The sequence below is a fragment of the Actinomadura montaniterrae genome, assembly GCF_008923365.1.
Taxonomy (GTDB): domain Bacteria; phylum Actinomycetota; class Actinomycetes; order Streptosporangiales; family Streptosporangiaceae; genus Spirillospora; species Spirillospora montaniterrae.
Map to the genome: position 1 here is coordinate 1 of NZ_WBMR01000037.1, position 19,076 is coordinate 19,076.

The following is a 19,076-nucleotide window of genomic DNA, read 5'->3' on the forward strand; positions in this document are numbered from 1 at the left end:
CGGAGAGGTGCCGCCGCTGCTGCGCGCCCTGGCCCCCGCCCGGCGCCGCCGGCCGGAGGCGCCCGCGCCCCCTGGCCCGGACGTGACCGCGCCCGCCGACCTCCTCGGTGTCGTCCGCGCGACGGCCGCCGCCGTGCTCGGGCACAGCGGGGCCGACGCCGTCGAGCCGGGACGCGCCTTCAAGGACCTCGGTCTCGACTCCCTCACGGCGGTCGAGCTGCGCAACCGGCTGGCCGAGGCCACCGGCCTCCGCCTGCCCGCGACCCTGGTGTTCGACCACCCCACGCCCGCCCGGCTCGCCGAGCGGCTGCGATCCGAACTGTCCGGGACGGCGCCCCAGGCGGAGACACCGCGGCCCACCACGGCCGGCGCGGACGAGGACGCTATCGCCATCGTCGCCATGGCCTGCCGCTTCCCCGGCGACGTGGACTCGCCCGACGACCTCTGGCGCCTCGTCACCGCCGGCGGCGACGCCATCACCGGCTTCCCGGCGGACCGCGGCTGGGACCTCGACGGCGTCTACGACCCCGACCCCGACGCGCCCGGCGGAACCTACGTGCGGGGCGGCGGTTTCCTGCGCGGCGCGGCGGACTTCGACGCCGGATTCTTCGGCATCAACCCCCGCGAGGCGCTGGCCATGGACCCGCAGCAGCGGCTGCTGCTGGAGGTGTCGTGGGAGGCCCTGGAACGCGCGGGCATCGATCCGACGTCCCTGCGCGGAACGCCCACCGGTGTCTTCGTCGGGACGCACGGCCAGGACTACGGGACCGGCGGCGCGCGCGGCCGCGCGGACGAGGGATACCTCGTCACCGGGAACGCGGCGAGCGTGCTGACCGGCCGCGTGTCCTACACCCTCGGTTTCGAGGGCCCGGCGGTGACGGTCGACACGGCGTGCTCGTCGTCGCTGGTTGCGTTGCATCTGGCGGCGCAGTCGCTGCGGTCGGGGGAGTCCTCGCTGGCGCTGGCGGGCGGCGTGTCGGTCATGTCCACGCTGGAGGGCATCGTCGGGTTCAGCCGTCAGCGAGGGCTGGCCGCCGACGGGCGCTGCAAGGCGTTCGCGGAATCCGCCGACGGCTTCGGCATGTCGGAGGGCATCGGTGTCCTGGTGCTGGAGCGGGTGTCGGACGCGCGCCGCAACGGCCACGAGGTGCTGGCGGTGCTGCGGGGGTCGGCGATCAACCAGGACGGCGCGTCCAACGGCCTGACCGCGCCGAACGGGCCGTCGCAGGAACGGGTGATCCGGCAGGCGCTCGCCGGCGCGGGCCTGACGGGCGCCGACGTCGACGCCGTGGAGGCGCACGGCACGGGCACACGGCTGGGCGACCCGATCGAGGCGCAGGCGCTGCTCGCGACCTACGGCCAGGACCGTCCCGACGACCGGCCGCTGTGGCTGGGGTCGGTCAAGTCGAACATCGGTCACACCCAGGCGGCGGCGGGCGTGGCCGGTGTGATCAAGATGGTGCAGGCACTGCGCCACGGCGCGCTGCCCCGGACCCTCCACGCGGAGGAGCCGACGTCGGAGGTCGACTGGTCGGCGGGCGGCGTGCGGCTGCTGGACGAGACGCGCGACTGGCCCGCGGCCGATCGGCCCCGCCGGGCGGGCGTGTCCTCGTTCGGCGTGAGCGGCACCAACGCCCACGTGATCATCGAAGAGGCCCCCGGCGTCGGCGCGGACGCCTCCGCTCCGGACGAGGAGCCCGCCGCCGTGGTGTGGCCGGTCTCCGCGCGCGGCGCGCGAGCGCTGCGGGCGCAGGCCGCGCGGCTCGCCTCGTTCGTCGCCGACCGCGGGGACCTCACGGCTGCCGAGATCGGGCACGCCCTGGCCACCGCTCGCGCCGCGCTGGACGAGCGCGCGGTCGTCGTCGCGGCCGACCGGGAGGAGGCCGCGGCAGCACTCGAAGCGCTGGCCCAGGGCGCTCCCGCACCGGCCGCCGTCACCGGGACGGCGAACGTCACCGGCAAGACCGTCTTCGTCTTCCCCGGCCAGGGAGCGCAGTGGGCCGGGATGGCGGACGAGCTGGCCGGCGCGTCGCCGGTCTTCGCCGATGCGCTGGCGGAGGTGGGAGCGGCCCTGGAGCCGCACGTGGACTGGTCGTTCGAGGAGGCGCTCACCGGCCCGCTGGAGCGGGTGGACGTGGTGCAGCCCGTGTCGTTCGCGGTGAACGTGGCCCTGGCCCGGTTGTGGGAGTCGTTCGGTGTCCGTCCTGACGCGGTGGTGGGGCATTCGCAGGGTGAGATCGCGGCGGCGTGTGTTGCGGGTGCGTTGTCGTTGGAGGATGCGGCGCGGGTGGTGGCGTTGCGGAGCCAGGCGATTGCGCGTGGTCTGGCGGGGCGTGGCGGGATGGTGTCGTTGGCGGTGCCGGCTGAGGCGGTCTCGTCGTGGTTGGCGGGTGGGTTGGAGGTCGCGGCGGTCAACGGCCCGGGGTCGGTGGTGGTCGCGGGTGAGCCGGGTGCGCTGGACGATCTGGTGGTTAGGGCTGAGGCCGAGGGTGTGCGGGTGCGGCGGATCCCGGTGGATTACGCCTCGCACACCTCGCACGTGGAGGCGATCGAGGCCGAGCTGGCGGGTCTGCTGGACGGGCTCGCTCCGCGAGCATCGAAAGTCCCGTTCTTCTCCACGGTCGAAGGGCGCTGGCTGGACACTGCTGAGTTGGACGGGGGCTACTGGTACCGCAACCTGCGGCGCCAGGTCCGCTTCGCCGATGCGGTGCAAGCGCTGGCCGAGGACGGGTTCCGGACGTTCGTCGAGGTCAGCGCCCATCCCGTCCTGGTGCCGAGCGTGCAGGAACTCGTGGACGAGCGCACGTCGGTGGCCGCCGGGACGCTGCGCCGCGACGATGGCGGCCTGCGGCGCTTCCTGCTCTCCCTCGCCGAACTCCAGGTCCGCGGCGTGGCCGTCGACTGGTCGCCGGTCCATGTGCCTCGTGGTGGACGGCGGGTGCCGCTGCCGACGTACGCGTTCCAGCGCCGCCGCTACTGGATCGAGGAGGCCGACCCCCTTCTGGACACCATCGCTCCTGACCCCGACACCGGAGGCGTAATCGCCGGAGGCCGGCTGTCACTGGGAAGCCGTCCCTGGCTCGCCGATCACACGGTGGCGGGACGCGTGCTGCTGCCGGGCGCGGTCTTCAACGAACTGGTGTTCCAGGCCGCCGCCGAGACCGGGACGGCGACCATCGAGGAACTGGTCATCGAGACGCCGCTGGAACTGCCTGAGCACGGGACCGTCCGCGTCTCGGTCACGGTCGGGGAGGAGGACGGGTCCGGGCGGCGCCCCGTGAGCGTCCACTCGCGTCGCGAACCGGACGGCCCGTGGACGCGGCACGTCACGGGCCGCGTTTCGGCGGACGTCCCCGACGCCGCGCCGGCGCCTTCGCAGTGGCCGCCGGCAGGTGCCGAACCGGCCGCCGTCGACTCCTTCTACGCCGGTCTCGCCGAACGCGGGTACGAGTACGGTCCGGCCTTCCGCGGGCTGCGCGCCGCCTGGACGCGCCAGGACGAGGTGTTCGCGGAGGTGGAACTGCCCGACAGGGTCGAGGCGGAGGGCTACGCCTTGCATCCGGCCCTGCTGGACGCCGCCCTGCAAGCGGCCAACCTCGGTGCAGTGCCGCGTCCGGCCGGCGGCGGAGCGCTCCTCCCGTTCGCCTGGAACGACGTCGCGCTCCACGCGACCGGCGCCACCGCGCTCCGCGTGCGCGCCGCACGGGCGGGCGACGACGCCGTCACCTTCGCGATCACCGACCGGTCGGGCCGGCCCGTCGCCGAGATCGGGTCGCTGGTGCTCCGGCCGGCGTCCCTGCCCGCCGCCGGCGCGGACTCCGACGCGCTCCACCGCATCACGTGGACGCGGGTCCAGGCGGCATCGGACGCGGCGCCGCTCGCGGCCGGCGACGTCCTGGACCTCACCGGCGTCCCGGCGGGGCCGCCCGCCGAGGCGGCTCGCGACCTGGTCGTCCGGGCGATGCGGCGCATCGCCGAGGACCCGCCGAAGGCCGTCCTGACCGCCGGAGGGCCGGCGGGCGCCGCCGTGGCGGGTCTGGTCCGCACGGCCCGGCTCGAAGTCCCGGACCCGATCACGCTGGTGGAGGCCGACGACCCGGGCGCCGCGCGGGCGCTGCTGCCCGCGGCGGTCGCCTCGGGGGAGCCGGAACTCGCGGTCCGCGAGGGCGGCCTGTACGCGCCCCGCCTGGCCCGTGCGCGCGCCACCGGGGAGCCGGTCCGGTTCGACCCGGACGGCACCGTGCTGATCACGGGCGGCACGGGGACGCTGGGCGGGCTGGTCGCCCGCCATCTGGCGGCCTCCCACGGCGTCCGCCACCTGGTGCTGGCCGGACGGCGGGGCCCGGCGGCCCCGGGCGCGGGTGAACTGGCGGACGACCTGCGCGCGGCGGGCGCCGACGTGCGCATCGTCGCCGCCGACGTCTCCGACCGGGACTCGCTGGCGGGCGTCCTCGCGGAGATACCGGCCGAACATCCGCTGACCGCCGTCGTCCACGCGGCGGGCGCGCTGGCCGACGGGGTGCTCGCGTCGCTGAGCCCGGAGCAGGTGGAGGCGGTGTTCCGTCCGAAGGCGGACGCCGCCTGGCACCTGCACGAGCTGACCCGCGACCTGGACCTCGCCGCGTTCGTGCTGTTCTCCTCGGGCGCGGGGATTTTCGGCAACGCCGGGCAGGGCAACTACGCGGCGGCCAACGGGTTCCTGGACGGGCTGGCCCGGCTCCGGCGCGCCGAGGGGCTGCCCGCCCTCTCCCTGGCCTGGGGTCTCTGGGAGCAGGCCAGCGGGCTGACCGGCCGCCTCGGGGAGGAGGGCCGCGACCGTCTGGCCCGTGGCCTGCAACTGGCGCTGCCGACCGACGAGGCGCTCTCGCTCCTGGACCTGGCGCTGCGCGTGGACGGCGAGGCGGTTCTCGTCCCCACTCGCCTCGACCATGCGGCCCTGCGCGGCCGGGCCGGCGAGGGCACGCTCCCGGCGCTGCTGCGCGGCCTGGTGCGGATCGCTCCGCGCCGGACCGCCACCGCGACCACGACCGACGACGCGGCGGAGCCGGCCCGCGAGACCCTGGCCGACCGGCTGGCCCGGCTGCCGGAGCCCGACCAGCGGCGCGAGCTGGTCGGGATCGTCCGCGCCGCCGCCGAGGACGTGCTCGGCCTGCCCGCCGGCGAGACCCTGCGCGCGGACCAGGCGTTCAAGGACGCCGGATTCGACTCGCTCACGGCCGTGCGGATGCGCAACCGCCTCGCCGAGGCGACCGGCGTGCGGCTCGCGGCCACCGCGGTGTTCGACCACCCCACCCCCGCCGCGCTCGCCGAGCACCTGCGCGCCGAACTCGGCGTCGCACCGCGCGAGGCCGTCCCGCCCGCGCTGGCGGAGCTGGAACGGCTGGAACGCGCGCTCGGCGAGCCGCCCGAGGACGGCGCGCTCCGGGACCGGATCGTCGCGCGGCTCGACGCGCTGACCGCCCGCCTCGCCGGGCCCGCCGAGCCCGGCGCCGACCTGGAGGCGGCGACCGACGACCAGCTCTTCGCGCTCATCGACCATGAACTCGGACACGGCTGAGGAAAGGCACATGGCGAACGACGAGAAGCTGCGCGAGTACCTGCGCCGGACCCTCGCCGACCTGCAGCGCACCCGCCGGCGGTTGCACGACGCCGAGGCGCGCCGCACCGAGCCGATCGCGATCGTGGGCATGGCCTGCCGCCTGCCGGGCGGGATCGCCTCGCCGGAGGACCTGTGGCGGCTGGTCGCCGGAGGGCGCGACGTGATCGGCCCGTTCCCCCGCGACCGCGGCTGGGCCCCGGACGACCTCTACGACCCCGACCCCGACCGCGCCGGGCGGACCTACGCGAAGGAGGGCGGCTTCCTCGCCGAGCCCGGCGGGTTCGACGCCGCGCTCTTCGGGATCTCGCCGCGCGAGGCCCTCGCCATGGACCCGCAGCAGCGGCTGCTGCTGGAGGTGTCGTGGGAGGCCCTGGAGCGCGCGGGCATCGACCCGACCTCCTTGCGCGGCACGCCCGCCGGGGTCTTCACCGGGCTGATGTTCCACGACTACCGGGACAACCTCGGCGCCCTCCCGGAGGGACTCGAAGGCTACTTCGGCATCGGCAACTCCGGCAGCGTCGCCTCCGGCCGCGTGTCCTACACCTTCGGTCTGGAAGGGCCGGCGGTGACGGTCGATACCGCGTGCTCGTCGTCGCTGGTGGCGTTGCATCTGGCGGCGCAGTCGCTGCGGTCGGGGGAGTCCTCGCTCGCCCTGGCCGGGGGAGTGGCGGTGATGGCGACCCCCGAAGTGTTCATCGACTTCTCGCGGCAGCGCGGCCTGGCCCCGGACGGTCGCTGCAAGGCGTACGCCGACACCGCCGACGGGACGGGCCTCTCCGAAGGCGTCGGCGTGCTCGTCCTAGAGCGGTTGTCGGATGCGCGCCGCAATGGTCATGAGGTGCTGGCGGTGGTGCGTGGTTCGGCGGTGAACCAGGACGGTGCGTCCAACGGCCTGACCGCGCCGAACGGGCCTTCGCAGGAGCGGGTGATCGGGCAGGCGCTGGCCAACGCGGGTCTGAGCGCCGCCGATGTCGATGCCGTCGAAGGACATGGGACCGGGACGCGGCTGGGGGATCCGATCGAGGCGCGGGCGCTGCTGGCGACCTACGGCCGGGACCGTCCCGCCGACCGGCCGTTGTGGCTGGGGTCGTTGAAGTCGAACATCGGGCACACCCAGGCGGCGGCGGGCGTCGCGGGTGTGATCAAGATGGTGCAGGCGCTGCGCCACGGCCTACTGCCCGAGTCGCTGCACGTGGACGCGCCGAGCACGCAGGTCGACTGGGAGACCGGGGCCGTCCGCGTGCTGACCGAGGCGCGCGCGTGGCCCGAGGTGGACCGGCCGCGCCGGGCCGGGGTGTCGTCGTTCGGCGTCAGCGGCACCAACGCCCACGTGATCATCGAACAGGCCGCCGAAGAGCCCCGGCCGGAAGCGGGGGACGGCGCGGCACCCGGCGCGGTCCCGTGGCTCCTCTCGTCCCGGACGGCCGAGGGTTTGCGCGCGCAGGCGGAGCGGCTCGCGTCGTTCCTGCGCGAGCACGGCGACCTCGCCCCGGCGGAGATCGGTTACGCCTTGGCCACTGGGCGAGTGACGCTGGAGCACCGGGCGGTCGTGGTGGCTGCCGACCGCGCCGAGGCGATCGCGGCCCTGGCCGAAGTCGAGTCCGCCGGCCCGGCGGAGGTCGACGGCAAGACCGTCTTCGTCTTCCCCGGGCAAGGCGCGCAGTGGACGGCGATGGGCGTGGCGCTGGCCGAGTCGTCCCCGGTGTTCGCCGCCGCCCTGGCGGAGGTCGAGGCGGCGTTGGAGCCGTACGTGGACTGGTCGCTCGCCGAGGAGCTGCGCGGCCCGCTGGAGCGGGTGGACGTGGTGCAGCCGGCGTCGTTCGCGGTGAACGTGGCCCTGGCCCGGTTGTGGGAGTCGTTCGGTGTCCGTCCTGACGCGGTGGTGGGGCATTCGCAGGGTGAGATCGCCGCCGCGCACGTCGCCGGCGCGTTGTCGTTGGAGGACGCGGCGCGGGTGGTGGCGCTGCGGAGCCAGGCCATCGCGCGCGGCCTTGCCGGACGCGGCGGCATGGTGTCGGTGGCGCTCCCGGTTGGCGAGGCCGCCGCCCGCCTGGCGCCCGGCCTGGAGATCGCCGCGGTCAACGCGCCCACCTCGGTCGTCGTCGCCGGGGAACCGGAGGCCCTGGACACCCTCCAGGCGGCGCTGGAAACCGAGGGCGTGCGAACGCGCCGGATCCCTGTGGATTACGCCTCGCACACCTCGCACGTGGAGGCGATCCAGGGCGAACTGGCGGATCTGCTGGACGGGATCGCTCCGCGAGCGTCGAACATCCCGTTCTTCTCCACGGTCGAAGGACGCTGGCTGGACACCACCGAACTCGACGGCGGCTACTGGTACCGCAACCTGCGGCGCCAAGTCCGCTTCGCCGACGCCGTCGAGACCCTCGCCGACGACGGTTTCCAGGCGTTCGTCGAGGTCAGCGCCCACCCCGTCCTGGTACCGGGCATCGCGGAGATCGTCACGGAACCGTCCGTGGCGGTCGGGACGCTGCGCCGCGACGACGGCGGCCTCGACCGGTTCCTGCGTTCGGCCGGGGAGGCGCACGTCGCAGGGGTCGCCGTCGACTGGAGCCGCGCGTTCGGGCCCGGCCCGTTCAGGCGCGCGGACCTGCCCACCTACGCCTTCCAGCGCCGCCGCTACTGGCTGGAAGGCGGGCGCGGCCGGGGCGACCTGACCGCCGCCGGGATCGAGGACGCGCGGCACCCGCTGCTCGGCGCCGCCGTCCCGCTGCCCGACGGCGCCGTCCTCACCGGCCGCCTCTCGCTCCGCGACCACGGATGGCTCGCCGACCACGCCGTCGCGGGCACGATCGTGCTGCCCGGATCGGCGCTGGTCGAGCTGGCGCTGCGGGCCGGCGCCGAGACGGGCCGCACGACGCTGGACGAGCTCGTCATCGAGGCGCCGCTGACCGTCCCCGGCGACGACGACGTGCAGATCAGGGTCGTGGTCACCGATCAGGACGTGGCGATCCACGCGCGGCGCGGCCAGGGCGGCTGGACCAGGCACGCCACGGGCCGGCTGTCCGACGGGCTCCGCGCCGGGGAGCGGCTTCCGTGGCCGGTGGCGGACGCCGAGCCCGTCCCCGTCGAGGACTTCTACGAGCGCAAGGCCGCCGAGGGCTACGCGTACGGGCCCGCCTTCCAGGGGCTGCGGGCCGCCTACCGGCGCGGGGAGGAGATCTTCGCGGAGGTGGAGCTGCCCGGCGGGACCGAGGCCGGGGAGTTCGGCCTGCATCCGGCCCTGCTGGACGCCGCGCTCCAGGCCACCGGCCTGCTCGGTGCGACCACGCCCGCGGACGGGCGGATACCGCTGCCGTTCGCCTGGACCGGCGTCCGCCTGCACGCGCCGGGCGCCACCGCGCTGCGCGTGCACGCGACCTATCAGAACGATGCGTCCGGGTACGCGATCACCCTCGTCGACCGGGACGGGAAGCCAGTCGCCTCGATCGACTCCCTGCGGCTCCGGGACGTGGACCCCGGCCGGCTGGCCCCCGCGCACGACCTGCTCCACCGGATCGACCGGGTGCCGGTCGCCCTTCCCGGCCCGGCCGCCGCGCCCGTCCCCGGCGAGGACGTCCTCGACCTGACCGACCGCGGCGGCTGGACCCCCGGCGCGGCCCGCGAGCTGACCGCAGAGGCGATCGGCTTCCTGCGCGACCGGCTCGCCCGCGACGGCGGACCGGTCGCGGTGCTCACCGGCGACGCGCCCTACGACCTCGCCGCCTCCGCCGTCCGCGGCCTCGTGCGCGCGGTGCAGCGCGAGCAGCCGGGGCGGATCGTGCTGGTGGAGGCGGAGTCGGGGGAGGAGGCCGTCGAGCTGCTGCCGTGGCTCGTCGCCTCCGGCGAGCCCGAGGTCGCCCTGTACGCCGGACGCGCGCACGCTCCCCGGCTCGCCCACGCCGGTTCCGGCGCGGCGAACCGGGCGCCCCTCGATCCGGACGGCACGGTCCTGGTCACCGGCGGCACCGGGACGCTCGGCGGCCTGGTCGCGCGCCATCTGGTGGGGGAGCACGGCGTCCGCCGGCTCGTCCTGGTCGGGCGGCGGGGCCTCGCCGCTGACGGCGCGACCGAGCTGTACGCGGAGCTGCGCGAGGCCGGAGCCGAGGTGACCGTGACGGCGGCCGACGCCGCCGACCGGGAGGCGCTGGCGGAGGTGCTCGCGGCGATTCCGGCCGACCATCCGCTGACCGCCGTCGTCCACGCCGCCGGCGTCCTGGACGACGCCCTGCTGGACGACCTCGGCCCAGGACGGCTCCCCGCGGTGTTCCGCCCGAAGGCGGACGCCGCCTGGCACCTGCATGAGCTGACCCGTGACCTGGACCTGGCGGCGTTCGTGCTGTTCTCCTCCGGCGCCGGGGTCCTCGGCAACGCCGGGCAGGGCAACTACGCGGCGGCCAACGGGTTCCTGGACGGGCTGGCCCGCATGCGCCGCGCCGAGGGCCTGCCCGCCGTGTCGCTCGCATGGGGGTTGTGGTCGCAGGCCAGCGGCATGACCGGCCACCTCGGCGACGGCGCGCTGGCCCGGCTGTCGCGCGGCGGCCTCGGCGCGCTCTCCACGGCCGAAGGGCTGGCCCTGTTCGACGCCGCCCTCGCGGCCGAGGACGCCGTCGTCGTCCCGGCGCGGTTCGACGCCGCCGCGCTCCGCTCGCTCGCCGCCGACGGCGACCTGCCGCCCGTGCTCCGCGGTCTCGTCCGCGCGCCCGGCCGGGACGTGCCGCAGGCCGCCGGGCCGCCCGCCGCCTCGTTCGCCGAACGGCTCGCCGGGCTGTCCGCCGCCGAGCGGACGAGCACCGCGCTCGACCTGGTCAGGCGGCACGCGGCCGCCGTGCTCGGACACGACGCCCCGGACGACGTCGGCGCGGCGCAGGCGTTCAAGGACCTCGGATTCGACTCGCTCGCGGCGGTCGAGCTGCGCAACCGGCTCGCCAGGGCGGCGGGGGTGCGGCTCCCCGCCACGCTGGTCTTCGACCACCCGACCCCGGCGGACCTGGCGCGGCGGCTGCTGGCGGAGCTCGCGCCGGAACCGCCCGGCGAGCCGGACGGTACCGGCGGCATCGCCGCGGCGATCGCCGCGATGGACGTGGACGACCTGGTGGAACGGGCTCTGGGAGGGAACCGATGACCGACGACAAGGTCGTCCGCGCACTGCGCGCCGCGCTGGTCGACAACGAGCGGCTCCGCGAGGAGAACGACCGGCTGAGACGCACCGCCGCCGCCGACCCCGTCGCCGTCGTCGCGGCCGCGTGCCGCCTGCCCGGCGGGATCGCCTCGCCGGAGGACCTGTGGGACCTCGTCTCCGAGGGACGTGAGGGCCTCTCGCCCTTCCCCCGCGACCGGGGCTGGGACCTCGACGCGCTCTTCACCGACGACCCCGGCCGGCCCGGCACCAGCTACGTGCGGCAGGGCGGCTTCCTGCACGACGCGGGGGCCTTCGACGCCGCCCTGTTCGGCATCTCGCCGCGCGAGGCGCTCGCCATGGACCCGCAGCAGCGCCTCATGCTGGAGATCACGTGGGAGGCGCTCGAACGCGCCGGCATTGCGCCCACGGCGCTGCGCGGCGAGCGCGTCGGCGTCGTCACCGGCGTCATGTACCACGACTACGCCGCCGCGCTCGCCGAGGTGCCGGACGACCTCGAAGGGCTCCTCGGGACGGGGACGTCCGGCAGCGTCGTGTCCGGGCGCGTCTCCTACACGTTCGGGTTCGAGGGGCCCGCCCTCACCGTCGACACCGCCTGCTCGTCCTCCCTGGTGGCCGTGCATCTGGCGGCGCGGGCGCTGCGCGACGGCGAGTGCCGGCTCGCGCTCGCCGGCGGCGTCGCCGTCATGGCGCGGCCGTCGCCCTTCGTCGAGTTCTCCCGGCAGCGCGGCCTCGCGCCGGACGGGCGCTGCAAGGCGTTCGCCGACGCCGCCGACGGCACGGGCTGGGCCGAGGGCGCCGCGGTCCTCCTCCTGGAGCGGCTGTCGGACGCCCGCCGCAACGGCCATCCGGTGCTCGCGCTGGTGCGCGGCAGCGCCGTCAACCAGGACGGCGCCTCCAACGGCCTCACCGCTCCGAACGGGCCGTCCCAGCAGCGCGTGATCCGCGCGGCGCTGGACGCGGCGGGCCTGGCGCCCGGCGACGTCGACGCCGTCGAGGGCCACGGGACCGGCACCCCGCTGGGCGACCCGATCGAGGCGCAGGCCCTCCTCGCCGCCTACGGCCGCGACCGCCCGGCCGGCCGGCCGCTCTGGCTGGGGTCGCTGAAGTCCAACATCGGGCACGCGCAGGCCGCCGCGGGCGCCGCCGGGATCATCAAGGTGATCGAGGCGCTGCGGCACCGGACGCTGCCCGCCACGCTGCACGTGGACGCGCCGTCCGCGAACGTCGACTGGGACGCTGGCGCGGTCCGGCTGCTCACCGAGCCGCGGGACTGGCCCGACCCGGGACGCCCCCGCCGCGCGGGGGTGTCGTCCTTCGGCGTCAGCGGCACCAACGCGCACGTGATCATCGAAGAGGCGCCGGTGGGCACCGACGAGGCCCCGCCGCCGGACGCGGGCCCGGCGCCCCGGCCCTGGGAGATCTCCGGGGCGACGGCGGACGCGTTGCGCGCCCAGGCCGCGCGGGTCGCCTCCCACGTCCGCGAACGTCCCGCGCTGAACGCCGCCGACGTCGCCGCCTCGCTGGCGTCCGGCCGGGCGGCCCTCGCCCACCGCGCCGTCGTCGTGGCGGCCGAACGCGACGAGGCACTGGCCGGGCTGCGCGCGGTCGCGGCCGGAGAGCCCGCACCGGCCACGGTCACCGGCGTCGCGGACGTCGAGGGCCGCACGGTCCTGGTTTTCCCGGGCCAGGGGACGCAGTGGGCGGGCATGGGAATCGAACTCGCCGCCCAGTCCGACGTGTTCGCCGCCGCCCTGGCGGACGTCGAGGCGGCCTTGGAACCGTACGTGGACTGGTCGCTCAGCGAGGAACTGCGCGGCTCGCTGGAGCGGGTCGATGTGGTGCAGCCCGCGTCGTTCGCCGTGAACGTGGCCCTCGCCCGCCTGTGGGAGTCGTTCGGTGTGGTGCCCGACGCCGTGGTGGGGCACTCGCAGGGCGAGATCGCCGCCGCGCACGTCGCCGGGGCGTTGCCGCTGGAGGACGCGGCGCGGGTGGTGGCGCTGCGCAGCCAGGCCATCGCCCGCGGCCTGGCCGGACGCGGCGGCATGGCGTCGGTCGCCCTGCCCGAGGACCGGGTCGCCGCGCGGCTCGCGCCCGGCCTGGAGATCGCCGCCGTCAACGGGCCCGCGTCGGTCGTCGTCGCCGGTGACGCCGCCGCCCTGGCCGATCTGATCGAGTCCTGGGAGGACGAGGGCGTGCGGGTCCGCCGGATCCCCGTCGACTACGCCTCGCACACTTCCCACGTCGAGGCGATCCGCGACGAGCTTCACGACCTCCTGGACGGCCTCGCCCCGAAGCCGTCCCAGGTCCCCTTCTTCTCCACCGTCGAGGGGAGATGGCTGGACACCACGCGTCTGGACGCCGCCTACTGGTACCGCAACCTGCGCGGCACCGTGCGGTTCGACGCCGCCGCCCGCGCCCTCCTCGACGACGGATTCCGGTCGTTCGTGGAGGTCAGCGCGCACCCGGTGCTGGCGGCCGAGATCAAGGACGCCGCCGGCCGGACCGCCGCCGCGGTCACCGGCACGCTGCGCCGGGGCGAGGGCGGGCTCCGGACGTTCCTGCTCTCGGCGGCGGCACTGCGCGTCCGCGGCGGCGGCGTCGACTGGTCGCCGCTCCTCGCCGGGCGGCCCCGTGTCGACCTCCCCACCTACGCCTTCCAGCACCGCCACTACTGGCTGGAATCCGCGCCCGCCGCCCCCGCCCGCCCGGCCTCGTCCCCTCCGGAGGAACCGGAGGAAGCGCCGTCGCTGCTCGACGGGTTCGAGGGGCTCGACGAGGAAGGGCGCCGGAACGCGCTGCTCGACCTCGTCCGGACCGAGGCGTCGGCGGTGCTGGGACGGCCGCCCGCCGAGACGCTCGCGCCCACCGACGTGTTCTTCGAGGTCGGCTACGTGTCGCTGACCGCCGTGGAACTGCGCAACCGGCTCTCGGCCGCGACCGGGCTGGAGCTCCCCCCGATGCTGATCTTCGATCGGGCCACCCCGGCCGAGCTGGCCGACCACCTGCTGGCCGAACTGGCCGCCACCGCACCCGCCGAGACCGCACCCGCCAAGACCGCGGAGGACTGACCCATGGGCTTCGACGCCGGCACCTACCTGGAGGCGCTCGGCCATCGCGGGCCGGCCGCGCCCACGCTGGAGACGCTGCGCTTCCTGCACCACCGCCACCTGCGGACCTTCCCGTACGACAGCGCGCTCAACGCGGGCCGGGGCACCGCGCTGTGGGCGGGGGTCGACATCGACCCGGACACCGCGTTCGACGAGATCGTCGTCGGCGGGCGCGGCGGCGTCTGCTACGAGCTCAACGGCCTGTTCCGCCTCCTGCTGGAGGAACTGGGCTTCGACGTCGGCGTGTACGGCGCCGGCATCCGGCAGATGGACGGATCGTTCGGCCCCGACCTGGAGCACGTCTTCAACCACGCCCGCGTGGACGGCGAGCCGTACCTCGTCGACGTGGGCTTCGTCGGCCCGTCCTACCTGGAGCCGCTGAGCGTCACCGCCGAGGTGCAGCGGCAGCACGGCAGCCGGTTCCGCGTCGTCCCGGCGGACGGCTACCACGTGGTCGAGCGCAGCGGCCGGTCCGGGATCTGGCAGGCGGTGTACCGGTTCCGCGACAAGCCCCGCGACCTCGCCGAATGGCAGGACCCGTCGGCCGAGCTGGAGGCGTTCGCCCGGGCGCTGGCCGGGTCCGGGATCCTGGTGCGGGGCCGGTCCTCCGCCACGGGCCAGCGCGTCCTCATCGGCAAGCGCCTGCTCACCGTGGACGACGGCCACGAGACCGTCCGGGTGCTCACCGACCCGGCCGAGCACGAGCGCGTCGTCGCCGAGATCCTCGGCTCACCGGCGGCCGCCGCGACCAGGACCAGCGCGGGGAGCGGGCGGTGAGCGGGGCGGGCAGCGATGTCCTCGTCGTCGGGTACGGGCCCGTCGGGCAGGTGACCGCCACGCTGCTGGCGGCGCGCGGGCACCGCGTCACCGTCGTGGAGCGGCGGCCGGAGCCCTACCCGATGCCGCGGGCGGTGTCCTTCGACGGCGAGTCCGCCCGCATCCTCGCCGCGGCGGGCATCGGCGAGGCCCTGCGCACCGTCGCCGAACCGTCCCGCGACTACGTGTGGACGAACGGGGCGGGCACGACGCTGTTCGAGGTGGACGTGGCCGAGCGCGGCTGGTCCGGATGGCCGGACTCGCTGTCGATGTACCAGCCCGGGATCGAGGCCGCCCTGGCCGCGCGCGGTGCGGCGCAGCCCACGCTGCGCGTGCTGCGCGGCCACCGCGTGACTGGCCTGCGCGACGAGGGGGACCGGGTGGCGGTCACCGTCGACGGCCCCGAGGGCGGCGTGCTGACCGCCCGGTACGTCGTCGGCTGCGACGGGGCGAACGGCACCGTCCGCGACGCCCTCGACGCCGCCGCCACCGACCTGCGGTTCTTCGACGACTGGCTGACCTGCGACGTGCGGCTGCACGAGCCGCGCCGCTTCGTCCCGAACAACCTGCAGGTCTGCGACCCGGCGCGGCCGCGTACCGCCGTCTCGGCCGGGCCCGGCCACCGCCGCTGGGAGTTCATGCGGCTGCCCGGCGAACCGCCGGACGAGTTCGGCCGCGCCGAGAACGTGTGGCGCCTCCTCGCGCTGTTCGGCATCGACGAGGGCTCCGCGACGCTGGAGCGGCACGCCGTCTACACCTTCCAGGCGCGGTACGTCGACCGGTGGCGGGCCGGCCGGATCCTGATCGCGGGCGACGCGGCCCACCTGATGCCGCCGTTCGCCGGGCAGGGCATGTGCTCGGGATTCCGGGACGCGGCCAACCTGGCGTGGAAGCTGGACCTCGTCCTCACCGGCCGGGCCGGGGAGGCGCTGCTCGACACCTACACCGACGAGCGCCGCGAGCACGTCCGGCACGCCGTCACCATGTCCGTCGACCTCGGCCGCGTCATCTGCCAGACCGACCCGGCCGCCGCCCGCGACCGCGACGCGGTCATGATCGGCGTCCGGGAGCGGGGCCTCGCCGCGCCCCCGCCGTCGGCCGTCCACCCGCTGACCCGGGGGCTGATCGCCCGGGACGCCGCCGGCGGCCCGCGCGGCGCGGCGGGCGGGCTCACCCCGCAGGGCCGCGTCCGGATCGGCGGCCGCGAAGGACTCCTGGACGAGGTCGCCGGCGCCCCCGGCTTCCTGCTGCTCACCACCGAACCGCCCGGCGAGCTGCTCGACCCCGCCCGCGCCGCGGCCCTGGCACGGCTCGGCACGCGGTTCGTGCGGCTGGACGCGGCGGCCGACCTCGACGGGGTACACCTGCCGTACCTGGAGCGCGCCGGAGCGGTCGCGGCACTCGTCCGCCCCGACTTCTACCTGTTCGGGACGGCCGCCGACCGGAACGCCGCGAACGCCCTCGTCGAGGAACTGTTCGCCGGGCTCGGCGCGAGCACGGACCTTGGCGCGAGCGCGGACCTCGACGCGGGCGGCGCGGTCAGCCGGTCTTCCTGAGCCCCGCCCACAGGTCGGCGGGCAGCTCCTTGCGGCGCCGGATGCCGAGCTTGCGGTAGATGCGGGTGAGGTGCTGCTCGACAGTGCTGGGCGTGATGTAGAGCTTCGCGGCGATCTCCCGGTTGGTGTTGCCGACCACCGCCAGCGACGCGACCCGGCGTTCGGAGTCGGTGAGCGACGCGATGCCCTCCAGCCCGTCCGCCATCGCCTCCGCACCGCCCAGGTCGGCCTGCACCGACAGCAGCTCCCGGGCGAGCGGCCGCATCCCGCACATGTTCGCGACATGCAGGGCCTGGCGGAGCAGCAGGCGGGCGCGCCGCCGGTTGCCCGCCGCGTGGACGCGGCTGAGGTCGGCGAGGACGCGGGCCTGCTCGTACCGGTCGCCCGACGCCTCGGCGAGGTCGACCGCCTCCGTCAGCAGCGGCAGCCGCCGCCCGGCCGGGCTCGCGGCGGCGAGGACCCGCAGCGCGGGGCCGCGCCCGTCGGTCCGCGCGAGCTGCTCGCGGACGAGCCGGCGGGCCTGGTCGCGGTTGCCGAGCCGCAGCCACGCCTCGGCGGCGTCGGTGCGCCACGGCACTGGCCCGGCGGTGTCCAGGCCCCAGCCGCGGATCAGCTCGCCGCAGCTGAGGAAGTCGGCGAGGGCCGCGTGGGCGTGGCCGGACGCGAGATGGTGGTGGCCCCTAGCGTACAGGTAGTAGAGGCCGTGGCGGCTCTTGAACATCGCCTCGGGCACCGACAGCGCCAGGTACCTGGCGGCCTCGTCGTGCTCGCCGGCACGGGTCGCGGCCAGGACGCAGGTGCCCAGCGGGTACCCGATCGCCACGCCCCACGACTTGGGGCTGAGGCGCGCCAGCGCGTCCCGCGCCTCCCGCAGCGCGCTCGGCAGGTCGCCCGTCCGCAGCGCGACCTCCGCGCGCGCCGCCGCGAAGAACGCCGCCTGGGTGCCGCCGCCCCCGGCCTCGCCGTCCCGCCCTTCGCCGGACGCAGCCTCGCCGGACGGGGCCTCGCACCACGCCGCCGCGGCGTCGAGCCGGTCCGCGCGCAGCAGCACCTGCACGGCGAGCAGGGCCGCCTCGACCGTCCACGGGTTGCGGGGGTGCAGCGGGAGGTCGCGCAGCACCTGCTCGGCGCGGCCCGCCACCGCGTGGCTCCGGCGCCGGGTGAGCGCGTCGGCCAGGATCGCCGCCGCGTGCAGCTGCGGATCGCCGCCGAGGACCGGGACGGCGAACGCCCGCTCGGCGGCCAGCACCGGCGTGCGCCGGTCGCGGGCGAGCGGCGGGTGCGCATAGGCCAGCCACACCTCGGCGTCCCGCAGGCCGCCGCCCTCGGCGCGGGCGTCGGCGCGCAGCCGGTCCAGCACCCGGACCGCCTCCTCGCCCCGCCCGAACCAGAGCAGCCGGCCGGCGAGGGCCAGCCCGTCGGCGAGGCCGAGCCGGCCGCCGAGGGCCGCGGTCACCAGCGGGGCCAGATGCCGGGCCGCCGACGCCGGAGCGGTCTGCCACTCCGCGCCGGCGAGACGCGTCCGGACCGCGGCGCGCTCCCCCTCGTCGGACAGGCCGCGGTGCGCGAGGCGCAGGAAGCGCGCCCCCTCCTCGGCCCGGCCGTCGAGCAGCGCGTGCTCCGCCGCCTCCGACAGCACGGCCGCCGCCCACGGCTCCTGGGCATGGTCGGCGTGGACCAGATGCCGGGCGATCCGGGTGGCGGCCGCGCCCCGGTCGTGCAGCAGGCGCGCGGCACGGCGGTGCAGTTCGGCCCGCTCCGCCGGGGCCAGCTCGTCGAGCACCGCGTCCCGCGCCACCGGATGGCGGTACCGGCCGTCGTCCAGCAGCCGGGCCGCGTTGAGAGCGCCGAGGGCCCGCTCGCCGTCCTCGGGCTTCAGCGAGACGAGCCGCCACAGCTCCGCAGGCCCCGCGTCCTCGCCCATGACCGCCAGCGCGCGCGCCACCGCCGGTGTCGCGGGATCGCCGCGGTGCAGGCAGCCCAGGAACGCCAGCCCGTACCCCTCCGCGCGGGGGCCGCCCGCGACCCTGGCGTCCTCGGCCAGCGCGTCCAGCAGCAGCGGGTTGCCGCCGCTGATCGCGTGCAGGTCCGCAGCCGGGACCGGCGGGGCGCCGGACGGCCCCGAAGCCGCGCGGGCGGTACCGGCGGGCGACAGCGGTCCCACCCGCAGCCGGTGCAGCTCCGGCCTGCGGAACAGCTCCGCCAGGAACGTCAGGTGCCGCGGCCGCGGGACCGGCTCGTCGGCGAGCACGACCAGGACGGGCGCCGACGCCAGCCGCCGGACCAGGTGGAGCAGGAGGTGCAGGGACGGGACGTCGGCGTAGCGCAGGTCGTCCACGGTGATCAGGAGCGGCTCGCGCTCGGCGTGCCCGAGCAGGGCCAGCACGAGCTTGTGGTGTGTGCGCACCGCGTGCGGCGACGCGGGATCGGCGCCGTTCGGGCCGTCCGCCGCCGCGAGCCGTTCCAGGAGGCGGCCGGACGGGTCGTCCGGGCCGTCCGACCGGGGCGCGTCCCGCAGGAGCTGGCCGGCGACGCCGTAGGGGAGCTCTTGTTCGGCCGGGGAGCAGGAGGCGCGCAGACACCGGAATCCGGACCGTTCGGCGCGTTCGGCGAGCCCGCGCAGCAGCGCGGTCCGGCCGGTGCCGATCGGCCCCTCGAGGAGCGCGACCCGGCCGCGGCGCGCCGTGCAGTCCGCGAGCAGGCTGTCGAGTTGCTGGATCTGTTCGTCTCGTTCCACCAGTGCGACCACGGATCCGATGATCGAAGACGTCCGCCCACTGCCCGGCAATCGCCCGCCTATCGGACGACCGAATCCCGGGGTGGGACGCCGGCCGGCCCGCTCCGGTTCACCCGTGACG

Annotated in this window: 6 protein-coding genes; 5 read left to right on the plus strand and 1 reads right to left on the minus strand. The window is 76.4% G+C overall.

Annotated elements, in window-relative coordinates; all coding sequences use genetic code 11:
- Positions 1–7: 7 nt before the first annotated feature.
- From F9B16_RS15635 to mhpA, 5 genes are read left to right on the plus strand one after another with little or no spacing between them, the layout of a single operon-like run.
- On the plus strand, positions 8–5,557 hold the full coding sequence (locus F9B16_RS15635; protein WP_225991658.1) for a type I polyketide synthase: 5,550 nt from the start codon (positions 8–10) through the stop codon (positions 5,555–5,557).
- A gap of 10 nt (positions 5,558–5,567) precedes the next feature.
- A complete protein-coding gene (locus F9B16_RS15640) occupies positions 5,568–10,721 on the plus strand; it encodes a type I polyketide synthase (RefSeq protein ID WP_151540795.1) in 5,154 nt (1,717 codons plus the stop codon).
- Positions 10,718–13,807: a type I polyketide synthase gene (locus F9B16_RS15645; protein WP_151540796.1), complete on the plus strand. Its 3,090-nt coding sequence runs from the start codon at positions 10,718–10,720 to the stop codon at positions 13,805–13,807. Before F9B16_RS15640 ends, F9B16_RS15645 begins: the two co-directional genes overlap by 4 nt.
- A 3-nt stretch (positions 13,808–13,810) precedes the next feature.
- Positions 13,811–14,623, plus strand: coding sequence for an arylamine N-acetyltransferase family protein (locus F9B16_RS15650; protein WP_151540797.1), 813 nt, complete (start codon positions 13,811–13,813; stop codon positions 14,621–14,623).
- The gene (gene mhpA / locus F9B16_RS15655) at positions 14,620–16,218 is read left to right on the plus strand and encodes a bifunctional 3-(3-hydroxy-phenyl)propionate/3-hydroxycinnamic acid hydroxylase MhpA (RefSeq protein WP_151540798.1); all 1,599 of its coding nucleotides are present in this window, start codon (positions 14,620–14,622) and stop codon (positions 16,216–16,218) included. Before F9B16_RS15650 ends, mhpA begins: the two co-directional genes overlap by 4 nt.
- Here the strand turns inward: mhpA and F9B16_RS15660 are convergent.
- Positions 16,202–18,967: a helix-turn-helix transcriptional regulator gene (locus F9B16_RS15660; protein WP_225991659.1), complete on the minus strand. Its 2,766-nt coding sequence runs from the start codon at positions 18,965–18,967 to the stop codon at positions 16,202–16,204. The two genes, mhpA and F9B16_RS15660, sit on opposite strands and share 17 nt — an antisense overlap.
- Positions 18,968–19,076 lie beyond the last annotated feature (109 nt).

What these genes read in the sequence shown, in the direction of transcription:
- F9B16_RS15645 (WP_151540796.1), top strand. Translation starts at nt 10,718, where the DNA reads ATGACCGACGACAAGGTCGTCCGCGCACTGCGCGCCGCGCTGGTCGAC.
- F9B16_RS15640 (WP_151540795.1), top strand. Translation starts at nt 5,568, where the DNA reads ATGGCGAACGACGAGAAGCTGCGCGAGTACCTGCGCCGGACCCTCGCC.
- F9B16_RS15650 (WP_151540797.1), top strand. Translation starts at nt 13,811, where the DNA reads ATGGGCTTCGACGCCGGCACCTACCTGGAGGCGCTCGGCCATCGCGGG.